The organism is uncultured Parabacteroides sp., assembly GCF_902493135.1.
Classification (GTDB): Bacteria; Bacteroidota; Bacteroidia; order Bacteroidales; family Tannerellaceae; genus Parabacteroides.
Map to the genome: position 1 here is coordinate 1 of NZ_CABUOD010000024.1, position 22,103 is coordinate 22,103.

Sequence of the window (22,103 nt, forward strand, 5' to 3'; positions counted from 1 at the left end):
TTGATTATTAGTTATTTATATCTCAACAATGCAAAGGTAAAAAGAGAATTTACGATTCAATATTGAAGCCTGTAAATATGTGTTAATAGGGGTTAAGCTCTTGGTTTATAATTAATATATACTATTATTGTTTTTATATAGAAAAATAGGATTAATTATTAATATAAAGTGTGGATTATTTTTCAAATTTGATTTGTTTATGTTTGAAAATAGTCTATCTTTGCAAAAAAAAATAGTAATATGAAATTCAGAATAGATATACAAGAAAGTGTAAACGAGGGAAAGTTTCCTAAAATATTAGAAACAATATCTCCAATATTCACAAAGATAAGTAATGTATCTTTTAAAGAGTCTTCTTTAAGTAAAAAGAAAAAGCGAGAAATTGAATTAGAAAAGAATAATGATGAATCAATATTTTTTTCTATTTGAAATATTTTGTATAAATAGCATTGACTGTATAATCTATATATTCTTTAGGAAATTTACAACAAGGTCTTCTATTTCTATTTAACATCCACTCTCTAAAAACATATTTAGATATTTTATACTTTTTCAAATTTTCTGCTAGTGGAGCTAGATAAGTAGTATGAGATCCATCTTTATTTATTTTAGTAGCAGCAAAAAATGCTTTTTTTATATATGTATTTTGTTTATTTCTTACCATCTATTATTGATTTTTGTTTCAAATAAAATATAAATTCGATCACCTTTATTCCTAATAATATCTATATATAATAATTTGTTTTTCAATATTATATATAGATATTATTTTAATTAGAAGTTACGAGGTTTAACAAGGGTTATACTGTAAGATTGTATATAGTTACCTTAAACTATTCTTTTTCGCCAAACTCCGACTGCTGCCGTTCCACCTCTTTCAGTTTTAAAGTGTTCAGTTCTTTGCGCAGACGCTCCACCTCCCGCTCGGCATCCGTTTTGGAGACAGCGGATTGTCCGGCGGAGACACTGCTCATGGGGATGCGGGCGGCATCCGCAGCATCATAGACCAGAGGGAAAGCAGACGGTTTCGATTCGAGCACCAACTCACCGCTTACCGGCATTTGCGAACCTTCGAACAGGACGCTCGCCGTGATCCGTATCTTACCCGGTTTCAAGGTAGACTGGACAAGGACAGGCGCCGTTCCCCACTTTACGGGAGCCGGATTTGCCAGTACCCCGGAACCACCCAACAAACGTCCTTCACCTTCAATGGAGAAACGGATGTTGTAGTTATTCAGCCGTTTGATGTTCCCATTCTTATCCGCAACGGCCGCCACTACCGTCACGAAATCGGAACCATCGGCTTTCAGATCCGTGCCTTCGTTGTCCACCCACAACAGGATCTTTTCGGGGCGGCGTGCAGGCACGACCTTGTGCGTAGCCACCACCTTACCGTCAATCAGACCTTCGGCAAGCAGATAGACATCGTCCTGTTTTTTAGCTCTTGAAAGAGCTTTGTCGACCATAAAATCATAGACGTCCGGGAAGGTGATAACCGGCGAAGGCATTCCCGGACGGTTCTTGTCTTTCTTATAAGTATAAGTCTTTCCGCCTTTGTTGAACGTAAGGCGAACCTCGTCGCAATTGGAATAGACCGTCACATCCTTACCTGAGAAAGGTGTCATTTCATGCGCAATATACACCATCGGCCCGCTTCCGGCAAGCTGGTCGTCCTTCACTGCAGGGCGTTGCGCCATAAACATATAATAAGAATATTTCGGCTGGCGGAAGACGTCCATCAAGCCACCGTAGAACGGATCGGGATGGTAGCCGCGCTGGTGGTCGAACGAATGCCAGAGACAACCGCCGACATGCTGCGGGGACTGCTTGTAAAGCACATCGTAGCTGGTCACCGGATAAGAAGGGCTTGCATAATGCTGTGCCTGCACGCGCATCGGCTGTTCGCCCCAGTTACGGGCCACACGGCTCGGCGAATTGTGCGAACTCCAGTCATCCACATTGTCGCCCCATTCACGGGTGAAATAGGTCTTCGACGGATCGATCTCCTTCGAAGCATCCTGCATATTGGCGGGATGGGCAAAATAGACCGGGAAATTCTCATGCCCGCGTGCTTCGCTGTCACTTCCACTGTAGCAATAAGGATAAGGATATTCGGCATCCACGATATCACGGGTGTTCTTGGCGAAATCAGCCGGATACCAGGTCTCGTTCAGGATCGGTTCCCACAACCAGACACAAGGATGGTTGCGGTCGCGGCGCACGACATTGCGGATATCGCTATACACGCGTTGCGCAAATTCGGGCGCATCGTTCCAAAACTGCCAGCCGGGCGTATTGACGATCACGAACAAGCCCAACTCGTCGCAGGCATCCATAAAGGCCGGGTCCTGCGGGCAGTGGGCATTACGGATAATCTCCATCCCGACATCTTTCAGCTTCTTGGCATCCCGCCAATGGATGCTGTTGGCGACTGCGTTTCCTACAACCGCAAAGTCCTGGTGGCGGTTGGCTCCGATCAACGGCTTTTCATACGGTTTGCCGTTCAGGTAGAACCCCTCTTTTCCTTTAAACTCGATACTGCGGATTCCGATGCGGCGACGATACCCGTCGATCACATTTCCCTCCTTATCGAGTACCCGCACCAACAGGTTATACAAGGTCGGCGTCGAAGGGGTCCAGAGCATCGGCTGCTTCACCAGCATCTTATCGGAAGAGGTAGTCGCTTTACCGGCTTTCACTTGGATTTTGTCATTCAGATAAGCCACCTGCGTACCATCCGGTTGCAGCAAGGTATATTCCACTACGCCGGAGAAAGATTGCTTCGTCGCGTTGCGTACCTGTATCTTCAGTTGGACCTCAGCCAACTCATCCGACACGTTCCCGAAAGCGACAAACAAGCCACCTCCCGCTACCTCGTTTTCATAATTGGGATCGGTGATAAACACATTGTTATGCGCGATCAGCCAGCAATCCCGGTAGATGCCGCCGAAATAGGTATAGTCCAACACATCCTGCGCCTTTCCGGGAGGATAGGAAGGATCGTCGCTGTTATCGGCCCAGACGGCAATCACATTGTCGCCGTTCCAGTCCAGCGCGTCCGTCACATCGACCACGACAGGCAGGTAACCGCCGAAATGTTCCGTCAGCAGTTTGCCGTTCACGAACACCTTGCTTTTACCCATTATGGCCTCGAAATGCAGGAAAAGCTTTTTCCCTTTCAGAGCGGCATCGGGCGTGAAATGCTTGCGGTACCAGACTTCCCCCTGGTAATTGATGCAACCGCTCGCCTCGGTCGGCAGATACTCGATGCCGTTCGGCAAAGAGACGACCGTCCAGTCTTTATCATTAAACTCTTTCGTTTCCGCACCATCGGCAGCGCCTTTATAAAAGCGCCAAGCCGGATTCAACGAAAACACTTCACGCCCGCTGTTGTCCAGCCGGAAGAAACCGGCTGTCGAAAACTCCGGCTGCCGGGCCGCCCATAAAGAGAGGCTAAGCCATATAAATACGAAACTGAATATAATTTTCTTCATGATATGAATATTTATAATTTCTCATTAAACGGATGATTCGTTTTCGTCGTAGTACTTCAACGAACCCAAAATCTCCAGTAAGGCCATTGAAGCACTTCAACGAGCCCAAAATATTTTTTTGGACGTTTTGAAGCAATACAAAGTGTCCAAATTTTTTTTTTGGTCATTTCGCCGTCTACGAAACGTCCAAATTATTTTTTTGAAGGCTTTGTCGCCCGGCAAAGTGTCCAAATTATTTTTTTGGCCATTTTGCCGGACTATTTCATCCACGCGCGTACTTTCTTCACCATCGGGATCTCGTAATAATACCACCAGTCGCTGTTGTTCGTTTTTGAAGCCAGATGGTTGTGATGGTTCAGGTCGGAGATGAAACCTTCGGGCTGCTCCATGAAACGGGTTTCGGAATAGACCGATTCCAGGTTGGAACGCATGACATCGAAATAATCGCAGACCTCCGCGATTTCCGCCAACGCAGCTTTCCGGGTTGCATCGTCCACAGCCGTATCATAAGCGTTCAAGGCCAGGATGAGGCGTACCGGATAGTTCTGCAGGTTGTTCGTCTGTTCATAGACCCGCAGCGTATAGCGATTGCGCAATGCCTCCGCCTCCGCCGTCCGGATTCCTTCGGAAATCTTCTTGTAACGGTCGGCCTCGATCTTCGCCTGCGCTATCTTATCCTTGTACAGTTCGCTCCAAGCCCCCGGTTTCGTCTTGTCCGGCAACTCCATCAATGTGAAAGCAGTCGCACCCCACGCCGGGTTACGGCGTCCGGAAGTCACCAACGCGCCGTCGAAGAAAAAGATCGCCTTTTCCAGTTCATCCAGAAATTCCATCCGGTTATCCTCCGGGCGGAAACCATATTCTCGCTGTGCATGTGCTTTTTTAAACGCTTCGATGTCTCGTGCCGACGGATTCCAGCCGAACTCACCCTGTGCGATGAACCCCCTCCAAACCGTTTCCAGATGCGGCGAACCGTCGTCCCAGGCAGTCGCCAATATTCCTTCCAACTGGTTGTCGGCAACCAACCGGCTGAATCCTTTCACATATTCCGAACGGGTATTCCGGCGCGGCAGGAAAGGCGAATCACCGGCAGAAGCAGCCGTCGCTCCCATCACCTTCAACCCTTTATCGTGATACCATTTCAGGAGGCGCCGATGGGCAGGCGTCGTCGCATCCTCATATTTCCAGCGCATATACACGCATTCTTTCGGGAAAAGATCGATCGCCTTATCCAGTTTGCCGGTGTTCCAGACCTCCGCCACTTCCTCTTCGGATTTATCGCTCAGCGCAAGTTCCCAGATACCGGCATATTTCAACGGCATATCGTCCCAGAAGATCGGTGTGCGCCCATGCTCGACCGCAAATCGGCACACCTTTTTCAACCAGATCATCTGCAACTCGAAAGCCGTCTTGCCGGTCGCCTTGCAACGGTCGTCGATCCCGATCGCCGTGATCTCGTCCCCTCCGACATGCAGGTACTTCCCGTACGGCATCGCTTCGAGCGCATCCAAGTAAAGGTCGAACTGCACCTCGTAAGTACGCGGATCGGACGGACAGAACTCCCAGTCACTGGCCGGGTTCTCACGCAATTCCCAATGATGCTTCAGGATAAAACCGGCATGGCCGAGTCCCTGCACAAGCGGGCTGATCTCGACATTCCGCTCCTTCGCATACCGGCAGAGCGCCTGCATCTCCTGCTTGCTGATCGCATTCGGGGCTGCGACTTCCGGACGGCGGGTAAAGCGCAGTTTGTCTTCCAGTTCCCAGATAACCGCATTCACCTTATAGCGTGCCAGCCGATCGACCATCCGGTAATAATAGTCCATCCGGTCCAGATGATGTTTCGTGTCGAGATGGACGGCGCGATAGGCGATGGCCGGATAATCGGTGATCCTCATCCGCGGGATCTCCCGTCCGAAATCACGGCTGTCTTCCAACAGTTGCTCCAGCGTCTGGCAACCATAGAAAAGGCCCGCTTCGGTACGTGCCGTCACCGTCACCCCTTTATCATTCACCTCCAAAACATATCCTTCGGGCGAGTCGGGAACGTTCTGTCCGGACAGTTGCAAGTACAATCCCTTTCCCGCACGTCCGGCACGTGGAAGGACATCCGTCAACGCCCCCAATACAGGGACAGGCGTGCCGGGTGCGGCCGAGACAAACTTAAGATCGGTATGCATCACCCCCTTTCCCGAAAGCACCTCTATAGATTGAGGCCGGGGCAGGAGCTGGAACGCTTTGTCCAGGCTACGGGCATGGACATTTAGCGTAAACATATACAAACATAGCAACAAAAGAATTTTCATAAAGCCTGTATTATCAAATTATTTTTTTTCAATTTTTCACTTTTCACAGAAACCTCTATGTTGCCGACCTTACCAGTAGACTGCAACAACAATACGCATTTCCCTCTAAAGGTCCGACATAAAGGACGTTTATAAGGAAACATATCCACCGGATCTCCATTATCAACACCCAGTAGACGAACCGGTCCATTCCACTCAAAAGTCAAAAGCTCCGAGGCATAAGGACAAGTGACACCAGCTTGATCCACTACATCGATTACAATCCGTATCACCTCATTCGAAGCTGCTTTCACCATATTTTTATCACAGGAAAAAGCAATCGTATAAGGCAAAGATGCCGTTTGACAACGATCAATAGCCACTTCTTTACCGCCTTTCATCGCACGTGCTTCAATTTTGCCTGGGGTATAAGGAACCATCCAGACCAGTTGTTCCCCTTTATATATTTGACATCCCAAAGATACGTCATTTAAAAATAGTTCCACCGAATCACAGTTCGTATAAATAACAATCGGAATTTTTTCCCCCTCTTTCCCAGAATGTGTCCAATGAGGAAGCATGTGGACCATAGGTGTATCACTCCACAAACTTTGGTATAAGAAATAAGCATCTTTCGGAATCCCCGCTACATCAATAATCCCGAAATTACCACAACGCTGAGGCCATTCCGCTTCTCCCAAATAATCGAAACTTCCCCAACGAAAAGATCCCATCAACCAAGGGAATGAACAGATTCTACGCCAAGACGCACGCGCCCCGATACGTACGGAAGCGTTATCATAAGAAGATTGGTAATAAGGAAAAGCATTTTCCTCCGGGAAACATTCTTTTTCCGTCAAATCCGATATAGGAAAAACTCTATTTTTAAAACTATCCCAGCTCCTTCCATCTCTTCTTTCCCACGGGGCAGGAAAATCCCGCCTTCTCCATTGTGTCTTGCTCCGATAAACCCCTCTCGTCTGATATGTATGAGGGACCTCGGTTGCAACAGCACAACGATTAGGAAATTTCTTCCGAAACGACTCGAACTCTCCAACCTCTTCTCCATTTCCATTAAAACCAACAATATCAATACCTCTAAAATTTTTGCTGTAATCTGTCAGCATTCCACGCGTAGGATCCGTACCTCCTTGCGTCACGGGACGGCTCGAATCAAGTGTATGAAAAAGAGTTATCAGGTCTCGTTGGACTTCCGGGGTCGCTCCCGTCACCTCATTGCCAATACTCCACATGATCACAGACGGGTGGTTCCTATCCCGCCTGATAAAATCAGTCATATCCTTCAGCCACCACTCCTTAAAATAGTTGCCATAATCATCGCGTGCTTTCGAAGTTCCCCAACCGTCCAAGCCTTCATTGAGCACCATAATTCCAAGCGTATCACATATCGAATAAAACTCCGGTGCAAACGGATTATGAGCTGTCCGAATCGCATTACATCCCATCTCCTTCAACATTTTCAAACGAAAATAAAGTAAATCATCCGGAACTGCCGCTCCTACCGCTCCAGCCGTATGATGCTCACAAACCCCTTTTAGCTTGATATTCTTTCCATTCAGATGAAACCCGGTTTGCGCACTAAACTCTAATGAACGAAATCCGACCAACTGCCGGTTTTCATCCAACAGTTTTCCGTCACGATATAACTGACACAAAAGCACATAGGTAACCGGATTATCAGGCGACCATCGTTCCGGTTCATGAACAGACATAGCAAGCGAACAAACGGTATCTGAAATAAACGAGTATAATAAAGACTTCCGAGCAACTACCTCTTGACGGTTATTCACTAAAGAAGTCACTACCTGAAGTGATTTTTCCTGTTCTCCGGCAATTTCAACTTCAACCGAGACATCCGCCCGGTCTTCAGATAAAGTCTCGACATTGAAACGTACACCAGAATAGGGTATATAAGTTTTACCTGATACGGACAAATAAACATGCCGGTAAATGCCGGAACCTGTATACCACCTCCCCGTAAGAGGTTTACTTTGATCTACTTTAACGGCAATACAATTCATGCCCTCTTCCAAAAAAGGAGTGAGATCATACATAAACCCGATATAACCATTCGGACGTTTACCCAGCAAATGCCCATTTATCCAAACCTCGCTATTTAAATAAATACCATCGAACAGAACCTGTACCTTTTGCCCTTTCCACTCCGGCCGGTAAGTAAAAGATTTACGATACCAACCTATTCCGGCCGGTAAAAAACCACTTTGCCAATCCGTTCCATTCTCCGTACGATCATACATTCCTTCTATGCTCCAATCATGAGGCAGATCAAGTGTTCTCCACAAAGAATCGTCATATTCCTTTGAGATTGCACTTTCACCGGCATCTCCCAAATAAAACTTCCAACCAATATCAATACAAATTCTTTCTGCAGCTACCCAGTGAGGAATAACGATCAAGAGAATAAAGTAACAACCGATTAATTTCAATCTATTTACACTTTTCATCTTTTTACTTTTAACACATAATACTATAAAGACTAAAATAGCCGGCAATAATGATGTAGAATGATTATTACCGGCTAAAAGATTAACATTCGACTTTTATTTTATTACCAACCTTCATTAGGAGTACATAACGTATTTGTTTCCAGTTCCTTGGAAGGTATCGGATAATAATAATAACGATTTGTATTACCTACTTTTCCAGTTATCAACTGCTTATAACGCACCTCATTACAAGTCCTCATCCGTTCTTCCAGCAACCCCCAGCGGCGCAAATCGTAAAAACGTTCTCCTTCCACGAAGAATTCGATGGCACGCTGGCGTTCCAAGTCGTTAAAAACAGCCTCGTATGTCTGTGCCCCGCTATATGGATTCAAATTGGCACGTTCACGTATCTGGTTCAAGTAACTGATCGCAACCGATAAATCCTGTTTGCCACGCAGATAAGATTCTGCAAGTAACAATATCACATCTGCATAACGGACGGCACGTTCGTTGATACAAGACATGGGAGGTGAAGGTTCCGATTCCTGCGTGTTCCAATTCTGGTATTTCAAGATCCAAAACGTATTCCATCTGTCTTCTGCAAACCTTTCTCTAAACGGTTTTAAATAATAGGTACAACCTTCCCAGTCCCAAGCAACCGAAGTACGAGCACGATAATCAAAATTACCGTCTTTGTCTTTTTCTTCTAAGAAATAATCCATGATTTGCGGAGTAGGATTCGCCTCATACCAACCGCCGGCTTCCGGTGCCGCATACTCTTTTGGACGTGTATTGGTTTGCGTAGAATTGATGTTTTCTCCATCGCCCCAAATATCCGTTCCGCCAACCGGTTCCATGAGCAACTCAAAAATACTCTCGTCATTATTCTCATGCGTATCATCAAAATTCCAAGCAAAATCATCGACCAAACGATAAGAATAAGGAGAATGAGTCAACGGTTCCAAAACATCAATCGCCTTATCGAACTGTTCTTCATAGACATAAATTTTACCCAACATGGCATTAGCCGCACCTTTGGTAGGCTTACCCGCCACATCGTTTTTCACCGGCAGCAAAGACGCTGCCGTGATCAAATCCTGTTCAGCCTGAGCCCATATCTCCGCCTGAGACGATTTTTCCAACGGGAACGTCGCTGGAGACTGTGATGCCGTCAAACGCAAAGGTGCATCCTTAAACTCTTTTCCCAACTGGAACAGATAAAAACCACGGATAAAAAGACACTCTCCTTTCACCTTATTAATGAAATCGGTTGTAAAGTCACCCTGTTTCTCTTCTAATTTCTGCATGATGGAATTTGTCCGGTATAAAGCATTATAGAACTGGTAAAACATCCCTTGCGATAAAGAGTTGCCATTCGTATTGGTGAAATAACAAGCCTGAAAAACATCACTGATGTCATTTCTGAACTCCACCTCGTCAGCACGCGCAATACGCATCATGACACCGCGAGTACCATAATAACCTCCATTCAACGCATTTTTAAGCGGAGTATAACAAGAGGTCAAGGCCAATTCAAAATCCGCTTCTGTTTTCCAGAAAGTATCTTCTGTCGCCTTATTCGGATTTACCTGTTCCAACTGCGAATCACAAGAAGAACAAAAAGTGACGAGTGCGACAGCACAAGCTATAAAATATAGATATATTCGTTTCATACTATTAGTTCATTTAAAAAGTTACGTTCAAACCCACCATAAATGTACGGTTGGAAGGATATATAAACTCATCGAAACCACGAGAATAAACATTGGAAGAGTTTACGTCCGGAGTATATCCCGAATACGAAGTGATCGTAAACAAGTTCTCCGCATTAAAATATACACGCGCTTTTTGAATAAGGCCATTGAATAACGCATTTGGGAATGTATAACCAAGCTGAACATTTCTCAAGCGGAAATAAGAGCCATTTTCCAAATAACGATCGGATTCCGGACGCGCATTTCTGTTAGGATCTGTCCAAATCAGACGCGGATGAGACGCATTCTTGTTTTCCGGCGTCCAATAATCCAACGTACTGGCCAGATAGTTCGTTCCACGCGTCACATCATCCAATTGCAGACGGGTTGCATTATAGATCTTATTACCCGCCACACCTTGGAAACCGATCGAGAAGTCCACTTGCTTATAAGTCAAATTACCATTAATGGAATAGGTAAATTTAGGGAACGGACTACCACAATAAACACGGTCTTCATCGTTGATCGTGCCGTCATTGTTCGTATCCTTAAAACGGATATCTCCCGGTTCAGCACTCGGTTGTATCAAGACTCCATCTTTTTGGTATGCTTGCACCTCTTCCGTGCTGTTGAAGTAACCGTCAACAGGGATCAACCAAAAACCGCCAATCGGATAACCAGCAAGCGTTTTACTCGTATAAGTACCACCATGTATCGTTCCACCGGTTATGGCTTGCGACTCGGCTCCCATTTCTACGACTTCATTCTTATTATACGTACCTAAGAAACTGACGCCATAAGAGAGATCCTTGTTCAACGATTCATTCCATCCGACATTGAATTCGATACCCTTGTTGCGGATTTTACCGGCATTACGGATCGGATCATTAGCTCCACCGGTCGAAATAGGAATCGGGACATTCAACAAGATATCTTTTGTGTTTTTCACATACCAGTCGGCGGTCAATGTCAAACGATTACGCAATGCCATAAAGTCGATACCGACATTTGTCATAGCTGTTTCTTCCCATTTAATATCAGGATTGGCAAACGTCTTCGGAAAGGCCCCTTGGATCAGCCCGCTCTTTCCATCAGGATAGTTAATGCCGGTCGTTACGACCGAGACAAACTGGTAATTACTGATTTCCTGATTACCCAGCACACCATAGCCACCTCTCAATTTCAATTGATCCAACCAAGAAGCATTGTCCTTAACAAAGCTTTCTTCCGCAACATTCCAACCAGCCGATACCGACGGAAAATTACCATAACGATGGCTGGAACCGAACTTGGAAGAACCGTCACGACGGATAGTCGCCGTCAACAGATATTTATTTTTATAGGAATAAAAAGCACGCCCTAAAATAGAAGTCAACACACTGCGAGTGGAATTGCCGCTAACAGCCAGTCCTTGTGCGGCAGCATCAATTTCCATAATACCGGCAGGCATACCTTGTCCTGAACCTTGCATATACCGATAACGGGAATCCTGATAGGTATAACCAGCCAAAACAGATATTTTATGATCTCCAAACGTCCGGTCGAATGTCAATAAGTTTTCCACCAACACATTACGTGTACGGGTCTGCTGTTCTGTGACCTTCGTCAATCCATTCGTCGCCAATCCGAAATCATACACCCCATTATAATTATTGTATCGATAGAATTGGAAGTCCGGGGTCAAATTCAATTTATATTTCAACCCCTTCATAAACTCTACCGAGACATAGGCATTGGCATAAATCTTGACATTTTCATTATAACGCTTCATCAAGTTGTCGTCCACCATGCCTAACGGATGCGTCAGATTCACAACGTCGCCATACAAAGCACCATACCCGCCTACGCGAGACGCATCGTATTGTTCCCATGTCGGAATCGCCTGTATCGTATGGCCGACCATACCTCCGCGGACTTCCGAATGCAACGGATTGCTTTGATCGTAAGCCAAGACAACATTCGTTCCTGCCGAGAAAATGCCTTTTTTGAAATCTTGTTTGCTCTGTAAGGTATAACGCTGGTAGTTGGTTCCTTTCATGACTCCATCTTGATTCGTATAGCCGACACTGTTATAATACGTAGTATATTTCCCCCCTCCTTTTACGGAAAGCGCATAATTCTGCATCAAAGCCGGTCCGAACATCAAATCCTGCCAATCGTTATCCGGTTTGGATGCCAGATCCTGCGCCATTTCAAGCGGATTCAAACCTGCCGCTTTCCGGGAAATAGTCGAAACTTCCGCCCATCCGGCCGCATCCAACAAATCCAGATATTTTGAAGGTGCAGTGACACCGATATTTGCAGACAGGTCCACAATCGGTTTACCTTCCGTGTTTGCTCCCTCCTTAGTAGTCACAATGATTACACCGTTAGCCGCACGCGACCCATAAATAGCCGCCGAGGAAGCATCTTTCAGCACATCTATACTGGCGATATCGTTCGGATTGATATGATCGATTCCACTCATATACATACCGTCCACGATATATAAAGGAGACGAATTGTTCAAGGTTCCGATACCACGAACCATAACACGGGTACTCCCCCCCGGTGCGCCTCCCTGTGATACGATATCCACACCAGCAATCTTTCCCTGCAAAGCCTGGCCTATAGTCGTATTGCTCTGCGTATTCAAATCATCCGTACTGATATTGGCAACCGAACCGGTCAAGTCGGCTTTCTTCTGCGTACCATACCCGATCACGACCACTTCATCCAATGCTTTCGTATCTTCCAATAACACGACATTGATTGTTTTCTCGTTACCTACAATGATTTCCTTTGTCAGATAACCGATATAAGAAATATTCAATACCGATTTGGAATCGGCTTCAATAGAGAAATTACCGTCAAAATCGGTAACAGTCCCGTTCGTAGTTCCCTTTACAACAACATTCGCCCCGATAATCGGTTCCCCCATATTATCGACGATCCGACCTGTAACCGTTCGTGTTTGTTGTTCGACGGCAGCGACAGTATTCACTTCTTTCGCAGACAATACGATATGCGTACCTTCCATCTCGTATTCGATACCAGCATTCTTGAACAGGTTATCCAATACCACTGAGACAGGTTTCGTTTTAGCCTTTACCGAAACTTTCCGGTTAACATCTATCTGATTATTATAGATAAACAAGTAATCTGTCTGGCTTTCAATCTCATCCAGAATCTTTTCTAACTGAGTATTGCTCTTGTTTATACTTACCCGGGCGTTCTGCGAATGCGAATTTTCAGCATACGAGCAGAATACACAGGCCCCCAAAAGGAATGTGGATATTCGCATAGTTCTCAAGATTTTTTTACCTGACGGGGTTTTCGGATAATATCCCCCCGACAAAAAGTTTTTTTTCATACCTTTGTAAATGATTTGAAGTTAATACAATGAATTAAAAAAATTGTGTTGATTGGAATGCCGGTAAATGCCCCCCAGCGCTTGCCGGCATTTTTTGTTATTCCTTGTTTGTTTTCATGCCTCCTATTCTTTTATAAGGTTAATACTAATTATCGTGTTTTTTATTTTTGTTCTTTATATATTACTCGTGTTTATCTGATATAAATAATCTGATTTTCATCATCCCGCTCATATTTGAAGCGTATATCCTTCTGCAAGACCCTCAACGCGTAGTCGATGCCGTCTGCTTGCCTGAACTTCCCCGTGAAGAAATATTTCAGTACCTTTTTATTCTCCACCACTATGCTGACTCCGAAATATTTCTCCAGATCATTCATGATCGAGAGGAACGATCCGTTCCGGAAGCATATCAACCCTTCTTTCCAACGATAAGGGTTATAATCGTCGACCGGAATGACTTTCAGTCTGCCGTCCTTTTGCAGGCACGCCTTGCTGTCCGGTTTCAGCGTCAACGTATCTCCCAGACCGATCCGCGAAGCGACCCGCACGCTTCCTTCCATCAACGTGACCTCAAAATCGTCTTTGCCGGAATAGCCTTCCACGTTGAACTTTGTGCCCAATACTTCCATATTGCACTTGCCCGTTTCCACGATAAAAGGCCTTTTCGTATCTTTGGCTACATCGAAATAGGCTTCCCCGTCGACCGTGACCCGGCGTACGGACTTGTCGAACACAGCCGGATAAACGATCTTCGTCCGGGCATTCAGCCAGACATTCGTCCCGTCTGCCAACGTGATGTTCACCCGTTGTCCGGCAGGAACATAAATGGACTGCATCGGCATTGCTCCGCCCTTATCCGAAACAAATTGATATAAGAAGCTAAGTCCCAATGTCACAGCGACAACTGCCGCGATCTTGATTAACTCAGTTCCGAGAGGATTCAGGCTCCATGACTTGTTCCGTTTCTTCGCTTCGATCGTTTTTTCGTCACCAAGAAGCAACATCGAGTCGAATATCTTTCTCTCTTTCAAGAATTCGCGTCTGTTTTCCGGGGAATGTTCCATCCATTGCCGGATCCGGACTTCTTCTTCATAAGAAGCGGCTCCTTCAAAGAACTTATATAACGTTTCCCTGTCCATTTTCATCTTTTTACTTACACTTACATAATACTAACAGTTCACAAATTTATATCCCTAGTTGAAAATGAAAAAAAATATTTTCTTTTTTTTATAACAAGTGTATGGCTTCCTCTGGGAATCCACTTTTCAGATGCTCATCGCTTCCCTAAAAGGTAGGCATCGGTTGCCCAATAGTGACTTGTACTGATCTACAGAGTTTCCAAGCTGTGTGAACTCTAATTAAATAAAATAACTAAGGGGAATTTAGGAAATAATCCAAGAAGATTTAAACCGGTAAAGGCTCCAAATATTCTGAACATCGACATCTTGGCTCATTCGGTAATCGTTACATGATCTCGATGTCGTTTAAGACATATAACCACTTCTTGTAGTCGCCGGTCCTGCTTCAAACCGAGCATCTCTACATTGCGGAAACTGATGATAAGATATTAGCTTGCTTCACTGCCGAAAATCTTTTTCCAGCCGTAATCCGAGAAGGGAAACAAAAGTCTCCGCAGTTGAAACTTTAGTTTCAAGGCGCGAAACTAAAGTTTCGATCGGTGAAACAAAAGTTTCCTCCGATGAAACTAAAGTTTCCCTCAAGTGAAACTAAAGTTTCAAGGTGAGCGACTACATGAAACTTTAGTTTCAAACTTTTTTTCGGCTGAAACTATTGGGGATATTTTAAAATTACTCTCCAGGAAGATTCCGAAGCACTGAATGAAGTTGTGGCGAACTTCCGTTATTCTGATAAAAATATTATATTTGCGACCATACAACACAATTATGCAGGAAGATGAAAGCAAAATAAAATGGAGTCAGTTCTTAGCCGGTGATAATGAAGCTTATTGTTGGATATATAAAGTCTACATACAAATGCTGTTCCGTTACGGGCAGCGCTTTACTTCCGATACGGAGCTTATAAAAGATTGCATCCAGGATGTCTTTACCGGATTATACAAAAACAGGAAGCAACTGGTCACACCCAAAAATATAAAAGTCTACCTGCTTGTCTCCCTCAAGAACAGCCTGATCAATGCACTTTACCGGGAAGACCGCTACACGCCTTACGATCATGAAACCGTTTCCTTTACCCTCGGACTGACGGTCGAAGAACAATATGTCACGGACGAACAGTACACCAACCAGCAAAAAAAGATACAGGAAATCCTGAACGTACTGACTCCGCGTCAAAAAGAGATTATCTACTACCGCTATATCCAAGAACTTAGCTTCGATGAAATCTGCATCATGATGGACATGAATTACCAATCCGCACAAAACCTGATCCAGCGCTCCTTGAAGAAGATCCGCGACACATACGGGCCGATGGAAGTATTCCTCCTGCTCCTATCCGTTTCCGTCCAGTAAGAAAAATAAAAAAAATCCACTTCCGGTGAGTATAAAAAGGAAACAGCCTTGTCCTTTATATAATAATGTTTACCGGAAAAATGGATAAAAACTATATAACATACACCGCAGACCAACTGCTGAACGACGACTTTTTCATACAGTCGGAATTGCACCCGACAGAAGAAAGCCGGGCCTTCTGGAGCGACCTTCAGACGAAGGATGCCGCATTGTCCGGGGAGATCGAAAATGCCCGTCTCTTCCTGCATACCATTAAAATAGACAGAAATTGTTCATCCTTGTCAGACAAGGATGAACATGCGTTATGGCAACGCATCGAATTTGAAAACAAAGAAACGGAAAGAAGGGCGAAACGCAGACAATTCATCCGTTTCGCCATCGGGACGGCGGCCTCCCTTCTTTTGTTATCGGCAATCGGCTGGTATGCAACCCTGCGGCCGGAAGATACCGAAACAGACTATACGGCAATCCTCCAAGCCAATCCGGCGCCGGACAGTACAAACAAAAAAGTGCAACTGGTCCTTTCGAACAACGAGAAGCTGACCATCGACGGGACGGAAACCCAACTCGAATATAAAAAGGAAGGAAAGGTAAACGTCAACTCGGAACAAGTGGACCTCAGTCCGAAAGGCGATCCGGAGCAGGCACAGGAATTTAACCAACTGATCGTACCTGTCGGCCGGCGTTCGTCCATCACATTCGCCGACGGGACCCGGCTCTGGGTAAACTCCGGTTCGAAAGTCGTGTATCCGGTCAAGTTCGCAAAAGAGAAAAGGGAGATATTCGTAGAAGGAGAAATATACCTGCACGTCAGCCGGGACGAACAAAAACCCTTCATCGTCAAGACACATCAGATGGATATAAAGGTGTTAGGGACGCAATTCAATGTCACGGCCTATGAAAACGAGGCGAACATGCAAGTGGTTCTCGTCAGTGGAAAGGTAGAAGTAAACCTCAACAACAAGAGCACGAATATCCTGGCTCCCAATCAGATGTTCTCTTACGACAGCGATATGCACAGAGGCAAGATCAGCACGGTCGACACCGACGATTATGTGGCTTGGAAAGACGGATATTACCAGTTCCGCCAGCAACCGCTCAGAGAAATCGTGAAAAAGCTTTCCCGTTATTACGGCGTCCGTATCTATTGCGAAGAGCCGGCCGACAAGTTGTCTTGCAGCGGCAAACTGGACCTGAAAGAGAGTCTGGACGAAGTGATGAAGGCCTTGAAAGAAGCGGCTCCGATTCAAATAGAAAACAAATATGAGAGTGTAGAAATAAAAGTCAAACATTAAAAACCGTACAGTATGGGTCCTTAAATCGCAACAACACAGGGAGGAAACAATCTCCTTCCCGTATAAAGATGAGAAGTATTAAAAATCTTTACCAACTTAAATCATTACAAGCAATATGAAAAATAACACAAGGTTTAGTATTTGCCTGCTTTTTTTATGGATGAGTATGAGTTTCTGTCTGGCAGCGGAAACCTACTCGCAGGAGACATTCTTCACCATCGAATCGAACAACCTCACGGTGAAAGAAGTATTGAATAAGATCGAGAAAGAGAGCGAATATATCTTTTTCTATCTGGACAACTCGGTCGACCTGAACCGGAAAGTATCCGTCAAGGCACGGAAAGAGCAAGTAAGCAAGATTCTCGATCAGATATTTGAAGGGACCGACACACATTATTACATCTCCGACCGGCAGATCATCATCTCGAAAGACGAAAAAGCCGCTCCGATCCGTTTACAACAAAAGGGACAAACCGTCACCGGTATCGTAAAAGATGCGACAGGCGAACCGGTCATCGGAGCCAATATCGTAGAAAAAGGAACGACCAACGGCACGATTACCGATATGAACGGCCGGTTTACCCTCACCGTCAGTCCGAAAGCCGTACTGCAGATTTCCTACATCGGCTTCAACACGCTGGATATGCCGGTAGGAAACAAATCATCGCTGACGATCAAGCTGACGGAAGACACAAAAGCATTGGACGAAGTGGTCGTCGTGGGCTACGGTGTGATGCGCAAGAGCGACCTGACGGGTTCCGTCGGTTCCGTAAAGTCCGACGTGATCCAGAAACAGGCGATCTCTTCTTTCGACCAGGGCTTGCAAGGCAAGGTGGCCGGCGTACAGGTCATGGCGACTTCCGGTTCTCCGGGCGGTGTGGTCGATATCCGTATTCGCGGCGGCAACTCACTGACGTCGGGTAACCAGCCTCTGTATGTCATCGACGGCTATCCCGTCACGGCTGGCGGTTCGGCGGGAGGTTCCGGTGCGGGACAAAACCCGCTGGCGACTTTGAATCCCGGCGATATCGAAAGCATGGAAATCCTGAAAGACGCTTCCGCCACTTCCATCTACGGTTCACGCGGAGCCAACGGTGTCATCCTGATCACGACCAAGAGAGGCAAACAGGGAAAGACAACGGTCACTTATGACGGGTATGCAGGTTTCCAGCATGTAGCCAAGAAACTGGATATGATGAACGCTACCGAATGGGCCGAAATGGCCAACGAAGGCGCCACGACAGACGGCCGCCCCCTCTATTATCCGAGTGCCTCGCCCAACCCGCTATATCCGGCAATCGACCAGTTGGGAGAAGGGACAAACTATCAGGACCTCATTTTCCGTTCCGCCCCGATACACAGCCATAATGTTTCGGTCAACGGCGGTAGCGAAAACACGAAGTTCTCGGTGGTTGCCAGCTATTTCGCACAGGACGGCGTCGTGAAGAACCAGGACTTCAACCGCGTTTCGTTGCGAAACAACATCGACACCAAGATCTCCAAAGTCGTCGACCTGTCGACCAGCTTCACGATCAGCCGCGTATTTGCCAATATCGGCCGTGAGAACGGAGACGGCGGCGGTAACACTTCCGTTATTAACGCCGCACTCGTATTGCCGCCGACCGTCCCGGTACGTGACCCCGAAACAGGCGACTTTATCCGCATGAACTACCTGTCCGGCTCTTCGGCCGTCCCCAACCCGGTCCCGTATGTGGAATACCTCCAGGACAAAGGGACGATCGACCGTATATTGGCATCGGCAGACCTGACGTTCCACATCATCGACGGACTGACGCTGAAAGTCAGCGGAGGCGCCGATATGTCGAGCGCATTGCGCGAAGTGTACGAACCGAAAGAGACCAACACCGGCTATAATGCGAACGGTATCGCACAGCAGCAGAACCGCCGCAGCAGTTCTTACTCGAATGAAAATATCCTGACTTATATCAAGAAGTTCGGTGTGCACTCGCTGAACGTGATGGTCGGTTCTTCCCTTCTGTACGAAGAAAACAAGACCAGTTCGATGACGGCCCGCGACTTCATCAGCGACGTTTATGGATATAACAATCTGGATGCCGGCGCACAATGGGACAAACCGAATACAGGAAGAAGCAAAAGCACGCTGTTATCCGGCTTCGGACGTGTCAACTACGTCCTGATGGACAAATATCTTTTCACCGTAACGGGACGTGCCGACGGCAGTTCCAAATTCGGGACGAACAACAAATGGGCGTTCTTCCCTTCCTTCGCAGCCGCCTGGCGTATCAACCAGGAAAAGTTCATGAAAGAAATAGACTGGATCAGCAACCTGAAGATCAGAGGCAGCTGGGGTGTAACCGGTAATCAGAACATCTCAAGCTATTCTTCACAGGAAAAGATGAACACGTACGTATATCCGGTCGGGGGCGTGACCAGTGTGGGTATCGGTGCAGGCAATATGCCGAACCCGGACCTGAAATGGGAAACGACCGCTATCACCGATATCGGCCTTGACTTCGGCGTGCTTAACAACCGCATCAACTTCACAGCCGATTATTATTACAAGAAGACAACCGACTTGTTGTGGAACATCTCCGTTCCGTTGACGACCGGTTTCGGAACAGTTCTGAAAAACATCGGTAGCCTGGAAAATAAAGGGCTTGAACTGAGCGTGTCTGCGGATGTGCTGACCGGGCAGTTCAAATGGAACACCATGATCAACTGGTCTACCAACAAAAATAAGGTGTTGGAAATTCCGGGTTACATCCCGACCCAGCAAGGGACGATCTCCGGCCACCTGAAGGTAAACGGCAGCTGGCTCGAACCGGGTTTGCCTGTCGGTGTATGGAACTTGCTGAAAACAAACGGCGTGATGCGTACGGAAAAGGAATGGCAAGACGCCGCGCGTGTTGCAGACACAAACTTCGACAAAGTGGGTGACATGAGTTTTGTGGACAAAAACGGAGACGGCAAGATCAGTTTCGGGGAGGACCGCCAGATCGTAGGTGACCCGAACCCGGATTTCATCTTCGGCTGGACCAACAATTTCTCTTATAAGAATTTCGACCTGTCTATCTATATCAACGGTTCTGTCGGCAACGATATATATAATGTATTACGCGCCGAGACAAATATCGTCAGTACCTGGGGTAACCAGCGTGCAGAAGTGATGAACCGCTGGACGGCCGACAATCCGAACGGAAAGTACCCGCGTGCCCACGTGCTGGTCAACCAGAATTTGCTACAATCAGACTTCCTGATCGAAGACGGTTCATTCCTGCGCGTACAAAACGTGACGTTAGGCTATACGTTCCCGAAAGTTTCATTCCTCAGGTCACTGCGTGTTTATGCCACCGCACAGAACTTGTTGACGATTACCGGCTACTCCGGTTTCAATCCGGAAGTGAACAGCCAGGGACAAAGTAATCTCCAGATGGGTGTGGACTATAACGCCTACCCGACTGCCCGCTCTTTCATTCTTGGTGTAAACATTGGTTTTTAATCATTTAAAACGAACAGAATATGAAACTATATAACTATATAATCGGATTAGCATTACTGGTGTCCTCTTCCTCTTGTAACTTCCTGGATGAAGAAGCGTACGAGTTTATCACACCCGACAACTTCTATAAAACGGAAGCTGATGCAAATGCTGCGCTGACAGCCGTCTATAACACATTCAGCGACGAAAAAAGCTACAGACGCTACATCTGGATGGGCGCCGATTTTCCAGGCGAAGCTGCTTATGCCAATGCCAGCGCTCCATCACGTGTGGAAATGGACAACCTGACCTGGACAACCACTACGGACTTTTGTAAGAACATCTGGCAAATTTCTTATTCTGCCATCCGACGTTCCAACAACCTGTTACTGAATATAGACAAGATTTCATTCAAATCGGAAGATACGAAAAAACAAGTTATCGGACAGGCAAAGTTCCTGCGTGCTCTCTACTATTTTGTACTGATACGCTTTTATGACCATATCGTCGTTATTCGGGAAACCGACAATCTAAACGAAGAGACTCCGTCCAATCAAGGGACAGACGATGCCGCATGGGCTTTGATAGAAGAAGATTTGCAGTACGCGGAATCCGTTCTGCCGGTAAGATGGGGAGACTCAGATGGCGGTCGGGCTACCAAAGGTGCCGCCATGGCAATGCTGACGAAAGTATATCTGACACAAGCCGGATGGCCTTGGAACAAAGCGGGCTTCTGGGAAAAAGCGGCATCAAAAGCGACCGAGATCATCAGCAACGAAGGGGCTTTCGGCTATGGGTTGGAGGATAACTTCAGACGCATTTTCGATGTGACCAACGAACATGGTAAAGAGTATATCTTCGATGTCGAATTTCAGACCAACATCAACGGACAGGATATTCCGGCTTTATCAGGCATGCGCGGTTACAACATCAAGAAAACGGACGGTTGGTCCTCCTTCATTTCCACTCCTGAATTTTATAAGAGCTACGAAGTGGGTGATAAGCGTTTATCCACTACGTTCGTAACGGAATTCACGGATATGAAGAACGGGAAACAGTATGTCTACGATCCGGACAATGTAACGGAACCGTCTTTCCCGCTTTGCCATTTTGCCAAATATCTGGACCCGAACGACAACCAGTCTACAAAAGCCGGCGACTACGGTTGCAATTGGAAAGTTGTCCGTTATGCCGATGTCCTGATGATGCAGTCCGAAGCCTTTTGCGAAATGAACCGTATCGGAGATGCACTGGCGGGAATCAACCGGGTACGGGCAAGAGCCGGACTCGATCCGATCCCTTCATCCATTTCGCAAGCGGATTTGCGGAAAGCGATCATACAGGAACGTATCTGGGAGTTTGCAGCCGAAGGACATTCTTTGTTCGACATGAAACGGCAGCATTGCATGGCAGAACGTTTGGGCAGAGTTGTAGATGATAAATATTATTCATTACCTTTGCCTCAGGACGAAACGGACAAGAATCCGAATCTGAAACAGCATCCGCTGTGGTAATTCGATAAATGTAGATTTATCATACAATAATTAGGCACGGATTACACGGATT

General features: G+C 46.3%; 12 protein-coding genes. 5 read left to right on the forward strand and 7 right to left on the reverse strand.

What is annotated here, in order from left to right:
- The first annotated feature begins 240 nt into the window (after positions 1 to 240).
- Positions 241 to 429, forward strand: a complete 189-nt coding sequence (locus RDN79_RS11800) for a hypothetical protein (RefSeq protein WP_122369910.1) — start codon at positions 241 to 243, stop codon at positions 427 to 429.
- Here RDN79_RS11800 and RDN79_RS11805 read toward each other — a convergent pair.
- From RDN79_RS11805 to RDN79_RS11835, 7 genes are all read right to left on the reverse strand, one after another.
- Positions 422 to 664: a hypothetical protein gene (locus tag RDN79_RS11805; protein ID WP_195439816.1), complete on the reverse strand. Its 243-nt coding sequence runs from the start codon at positions 662 to 664 to the stop codon at positions 422 to 424. The two genes, RDN79_RS11800 and RDN79_RS11805, sit on opposite strands and share 8 nt — an antisense overlap.
- A 169-nt stretch (positions 665 to 833) precedes the next feature.
- Complete coding sequence (locus tag RDN79_RS11810; protein WP_298549978.1) at positions 834 to 3,494, reverse strand: glycoside hydrolase family 2 TIM barrel-domain containing protein; 2,661 nt, start codon at positions 3,492 to 3,494, stop codon at positions 834 to 836.
- A gap of 257 nt (positions 3,495 to 3,751) precedes the next feature.
- A complete protein-coding gene (locus tag RDN79_RS11815; RefSeq protein WP_298549976.1) occupies positions 3,752 to 5,800 on the reverse strand; it encodes a family 20 glycosylhydrolase in 2,049 nt (682 codons plus the stop codon).
- On the reverse strand, positions 5,797 to 8,265 hold the full coding sequence (locus RDN79_RS11820; RefSeq protein ID WP_298549974.1) for a sugar-binding domain-containing protein: 2,469 nt from the start codon (positions 8,263 to 8,265) through the stop codon (positions 5,797 to 5,799). The genes RDN79_RS11815 and RDN79_RS11820 overlap by 4 nt, the downstream gene beginning before the upstream one ends.
- 104 nt (positions 8,266 to 8,369) lie before the next feature.
- Positions 8,370 to 9,920 carry a RagB/SusD family nutrient uptake outer membrane protein gene (locus RDN79_RS11825; RefSeq protein WP_298549972.1) on the reverse strand — a complete coding sequence of 517 codons (1,551 nt, stop codon included), beginning with the start codon at positions 9,918 to 9,920 and terminating at the stop codon, positions 8,370 to 8,372.
- A 13-nt stretch (positions 9,921 to 9,933) separates the two neighbouring features.
- Positions 9,934 to 13,224: a TonB-dependent receptor gene (locus tag RDN79_RS11830; protein ID WP_298549970.1), complete on the reverse strand. Its 3,291-nt coding sequence runs from the start codon at positions 13,222 to 13,224 to the stop codon at positions 9,934 to 9,936.
- A 260-nt stretch (positions 13,225 to 13,484) separates the two neighbouring features.
- Positions 13,485 to 14,432: a FecR family protein gene (locus RDN79_RS11835; RefSeq protein WP_298549985.1), complete on the reverse strand. Its 948-nt coding sequence runs from the start codon at positions 14,430 to 14,432 to the stop codon at positions 13,485 to 13,487.
- A gap of 765 nt (positions 14,433 to 15,197) precedes the next feature.
- On the opposite strand from RDN79_RS11835, the gene RDN79_RS11840 reads away from it, so the two are divergent.
- The 4 genes from RDN79_RS11840 to RDN79_RS11855 all read left to right on the forward strand — a co-directional run bounded on the left by RDN79_RS11840 (position 15,198) and on the right by RDN79_RS11855 (position 22,051).
- Positions 15,198 to 15,782, forward strand: a complete 585-nt coding sequence (locus RDN79_RS11840; protein WP_298549968.1) for an RNA polymerase sigma factor — start codon at positions 15,198 to 15,200, stop codon at positions 15,780 to 15,782.
- 80 nt (positions 15,783 to 15,862) lie between these two features.
- Entirely contained in the window at positions 15,863 to 17,077 is a 1,215-nt protein-coding gene (locus RDN79_RS11845; RefSeq protein WP_298549966.1) for a FecR family protein, read from the forward strand.
- Between the two features lie 115 nt (positions 17,078 to 17,192).
- Positions 17,193 to 20,558, forward strand: coding sequence for a TonB-dependent receptor (locus RDN79_RS11850; protein WP_298549964.1), 3,366 nt, complete (start codon positions 17,193 to 17,195; stop codon positions 20,556 to 20,558).
- Between the two features lie 20 nt (positions 20,559 to 20,578).
- Positions 20,579 to 22,051, forward strand: coding sequence for a RagB/SusD family nutrient uptake outer membrane protein (locus RDN79_RS11855; RefSeq protein WP_298549963.1), 1,473 nt, complete (start codon positions 20,579 to 20,581; stop codon positions 22,049 to 22,051).
- The last annotated feature ends 52 nt before the right edge of the window (positions 22,052 to 22,103 follow it).

Bases quoted from the DNA above. Each gene is read 5' to 3' on its own strand.
- RDN79_RS11805 (WP_195439816.1), bottom strand. From the start codon at position 664: ATGGTAAGAAATAAACAAAATACATATATAAAAAAAGCATTTTTTGCT.
- RDN79_RS11825 (WP_298549972.1), bottom strand. From the start codon at position 9,920: ATGAAACGAATATATCTATATTTTATAGCTTGTGCTGTCGCACTCGTC.
- RDN79_RS11800 (WP_122369910.1), top strand. From the start codon at position 241: ATGAAATTCAGAATAGATATACAAGAAAGTGTAAACGAGGGAAAGTTT.
- RDN79_RS11845 (WP_298549966.1), top strand. From the start codon at position 15,863: ATGGATAAAAACTATATAACATACACCGCAGACCAACTGCTGAACGAC.
- RDN79_RS11840 (WP_298549968.1), top strand. From the start codon at position 15,198: ATGCAGGAAGATGAAAGCAAAATAAAATGGAGTCAGTTCTTAGCCGGT.
- RDN79_RS11810 (WP_298549978.1), bottom strand. From the start codon at position 3,494: ATGAAGAAAATTATATTCAGTTTCGTATTTATATGGCTTAGCCTCTCT.
- RDN79_RS11815 (WP_298549976.1), bottom strand. From the start codon at position 5,800: ATGAAAATTCTTTTGTTGCTATGTTTGTATATGTTTACGCTAAATGTC.
- RDN79_RS11820 (WP_298549974.1), bottom strand. From the start codon at position 8,265: ATGAAAAGTGTAAATAGATTGAAATTAATCGGTTGTTACTTTATTCTC.
- RDN79_RS11835 (WP_298549985.1), bottom strand. From the start codon at position 14,432: ATGGACAGGGAAACGTTATATAAGTTCTTTGAAGGAGCCGCTTCTTAT.
- RDN79_RS11850 (WP_298549964.1), top strand. From the start codon at position 17,193: ATGAAAAATAACACAAGGTTTAGTATTTGCCTGCTTTTTTTATGGATG.
- RDN79_RS11830 (WP_298549970.1), bottom strand. From the start codon at position 13,224: ATGCGAATATCCACATTCCTTTTGGGGGCCTGTGTATTCTGCTCGTAT.
- RDN79_RS11855 (WP_298549963.1), top strand. From the start codon at position 20,579: ATGAAACTATATAACTATATAATCGGATTAGCATTACTGGTGTCCTCT.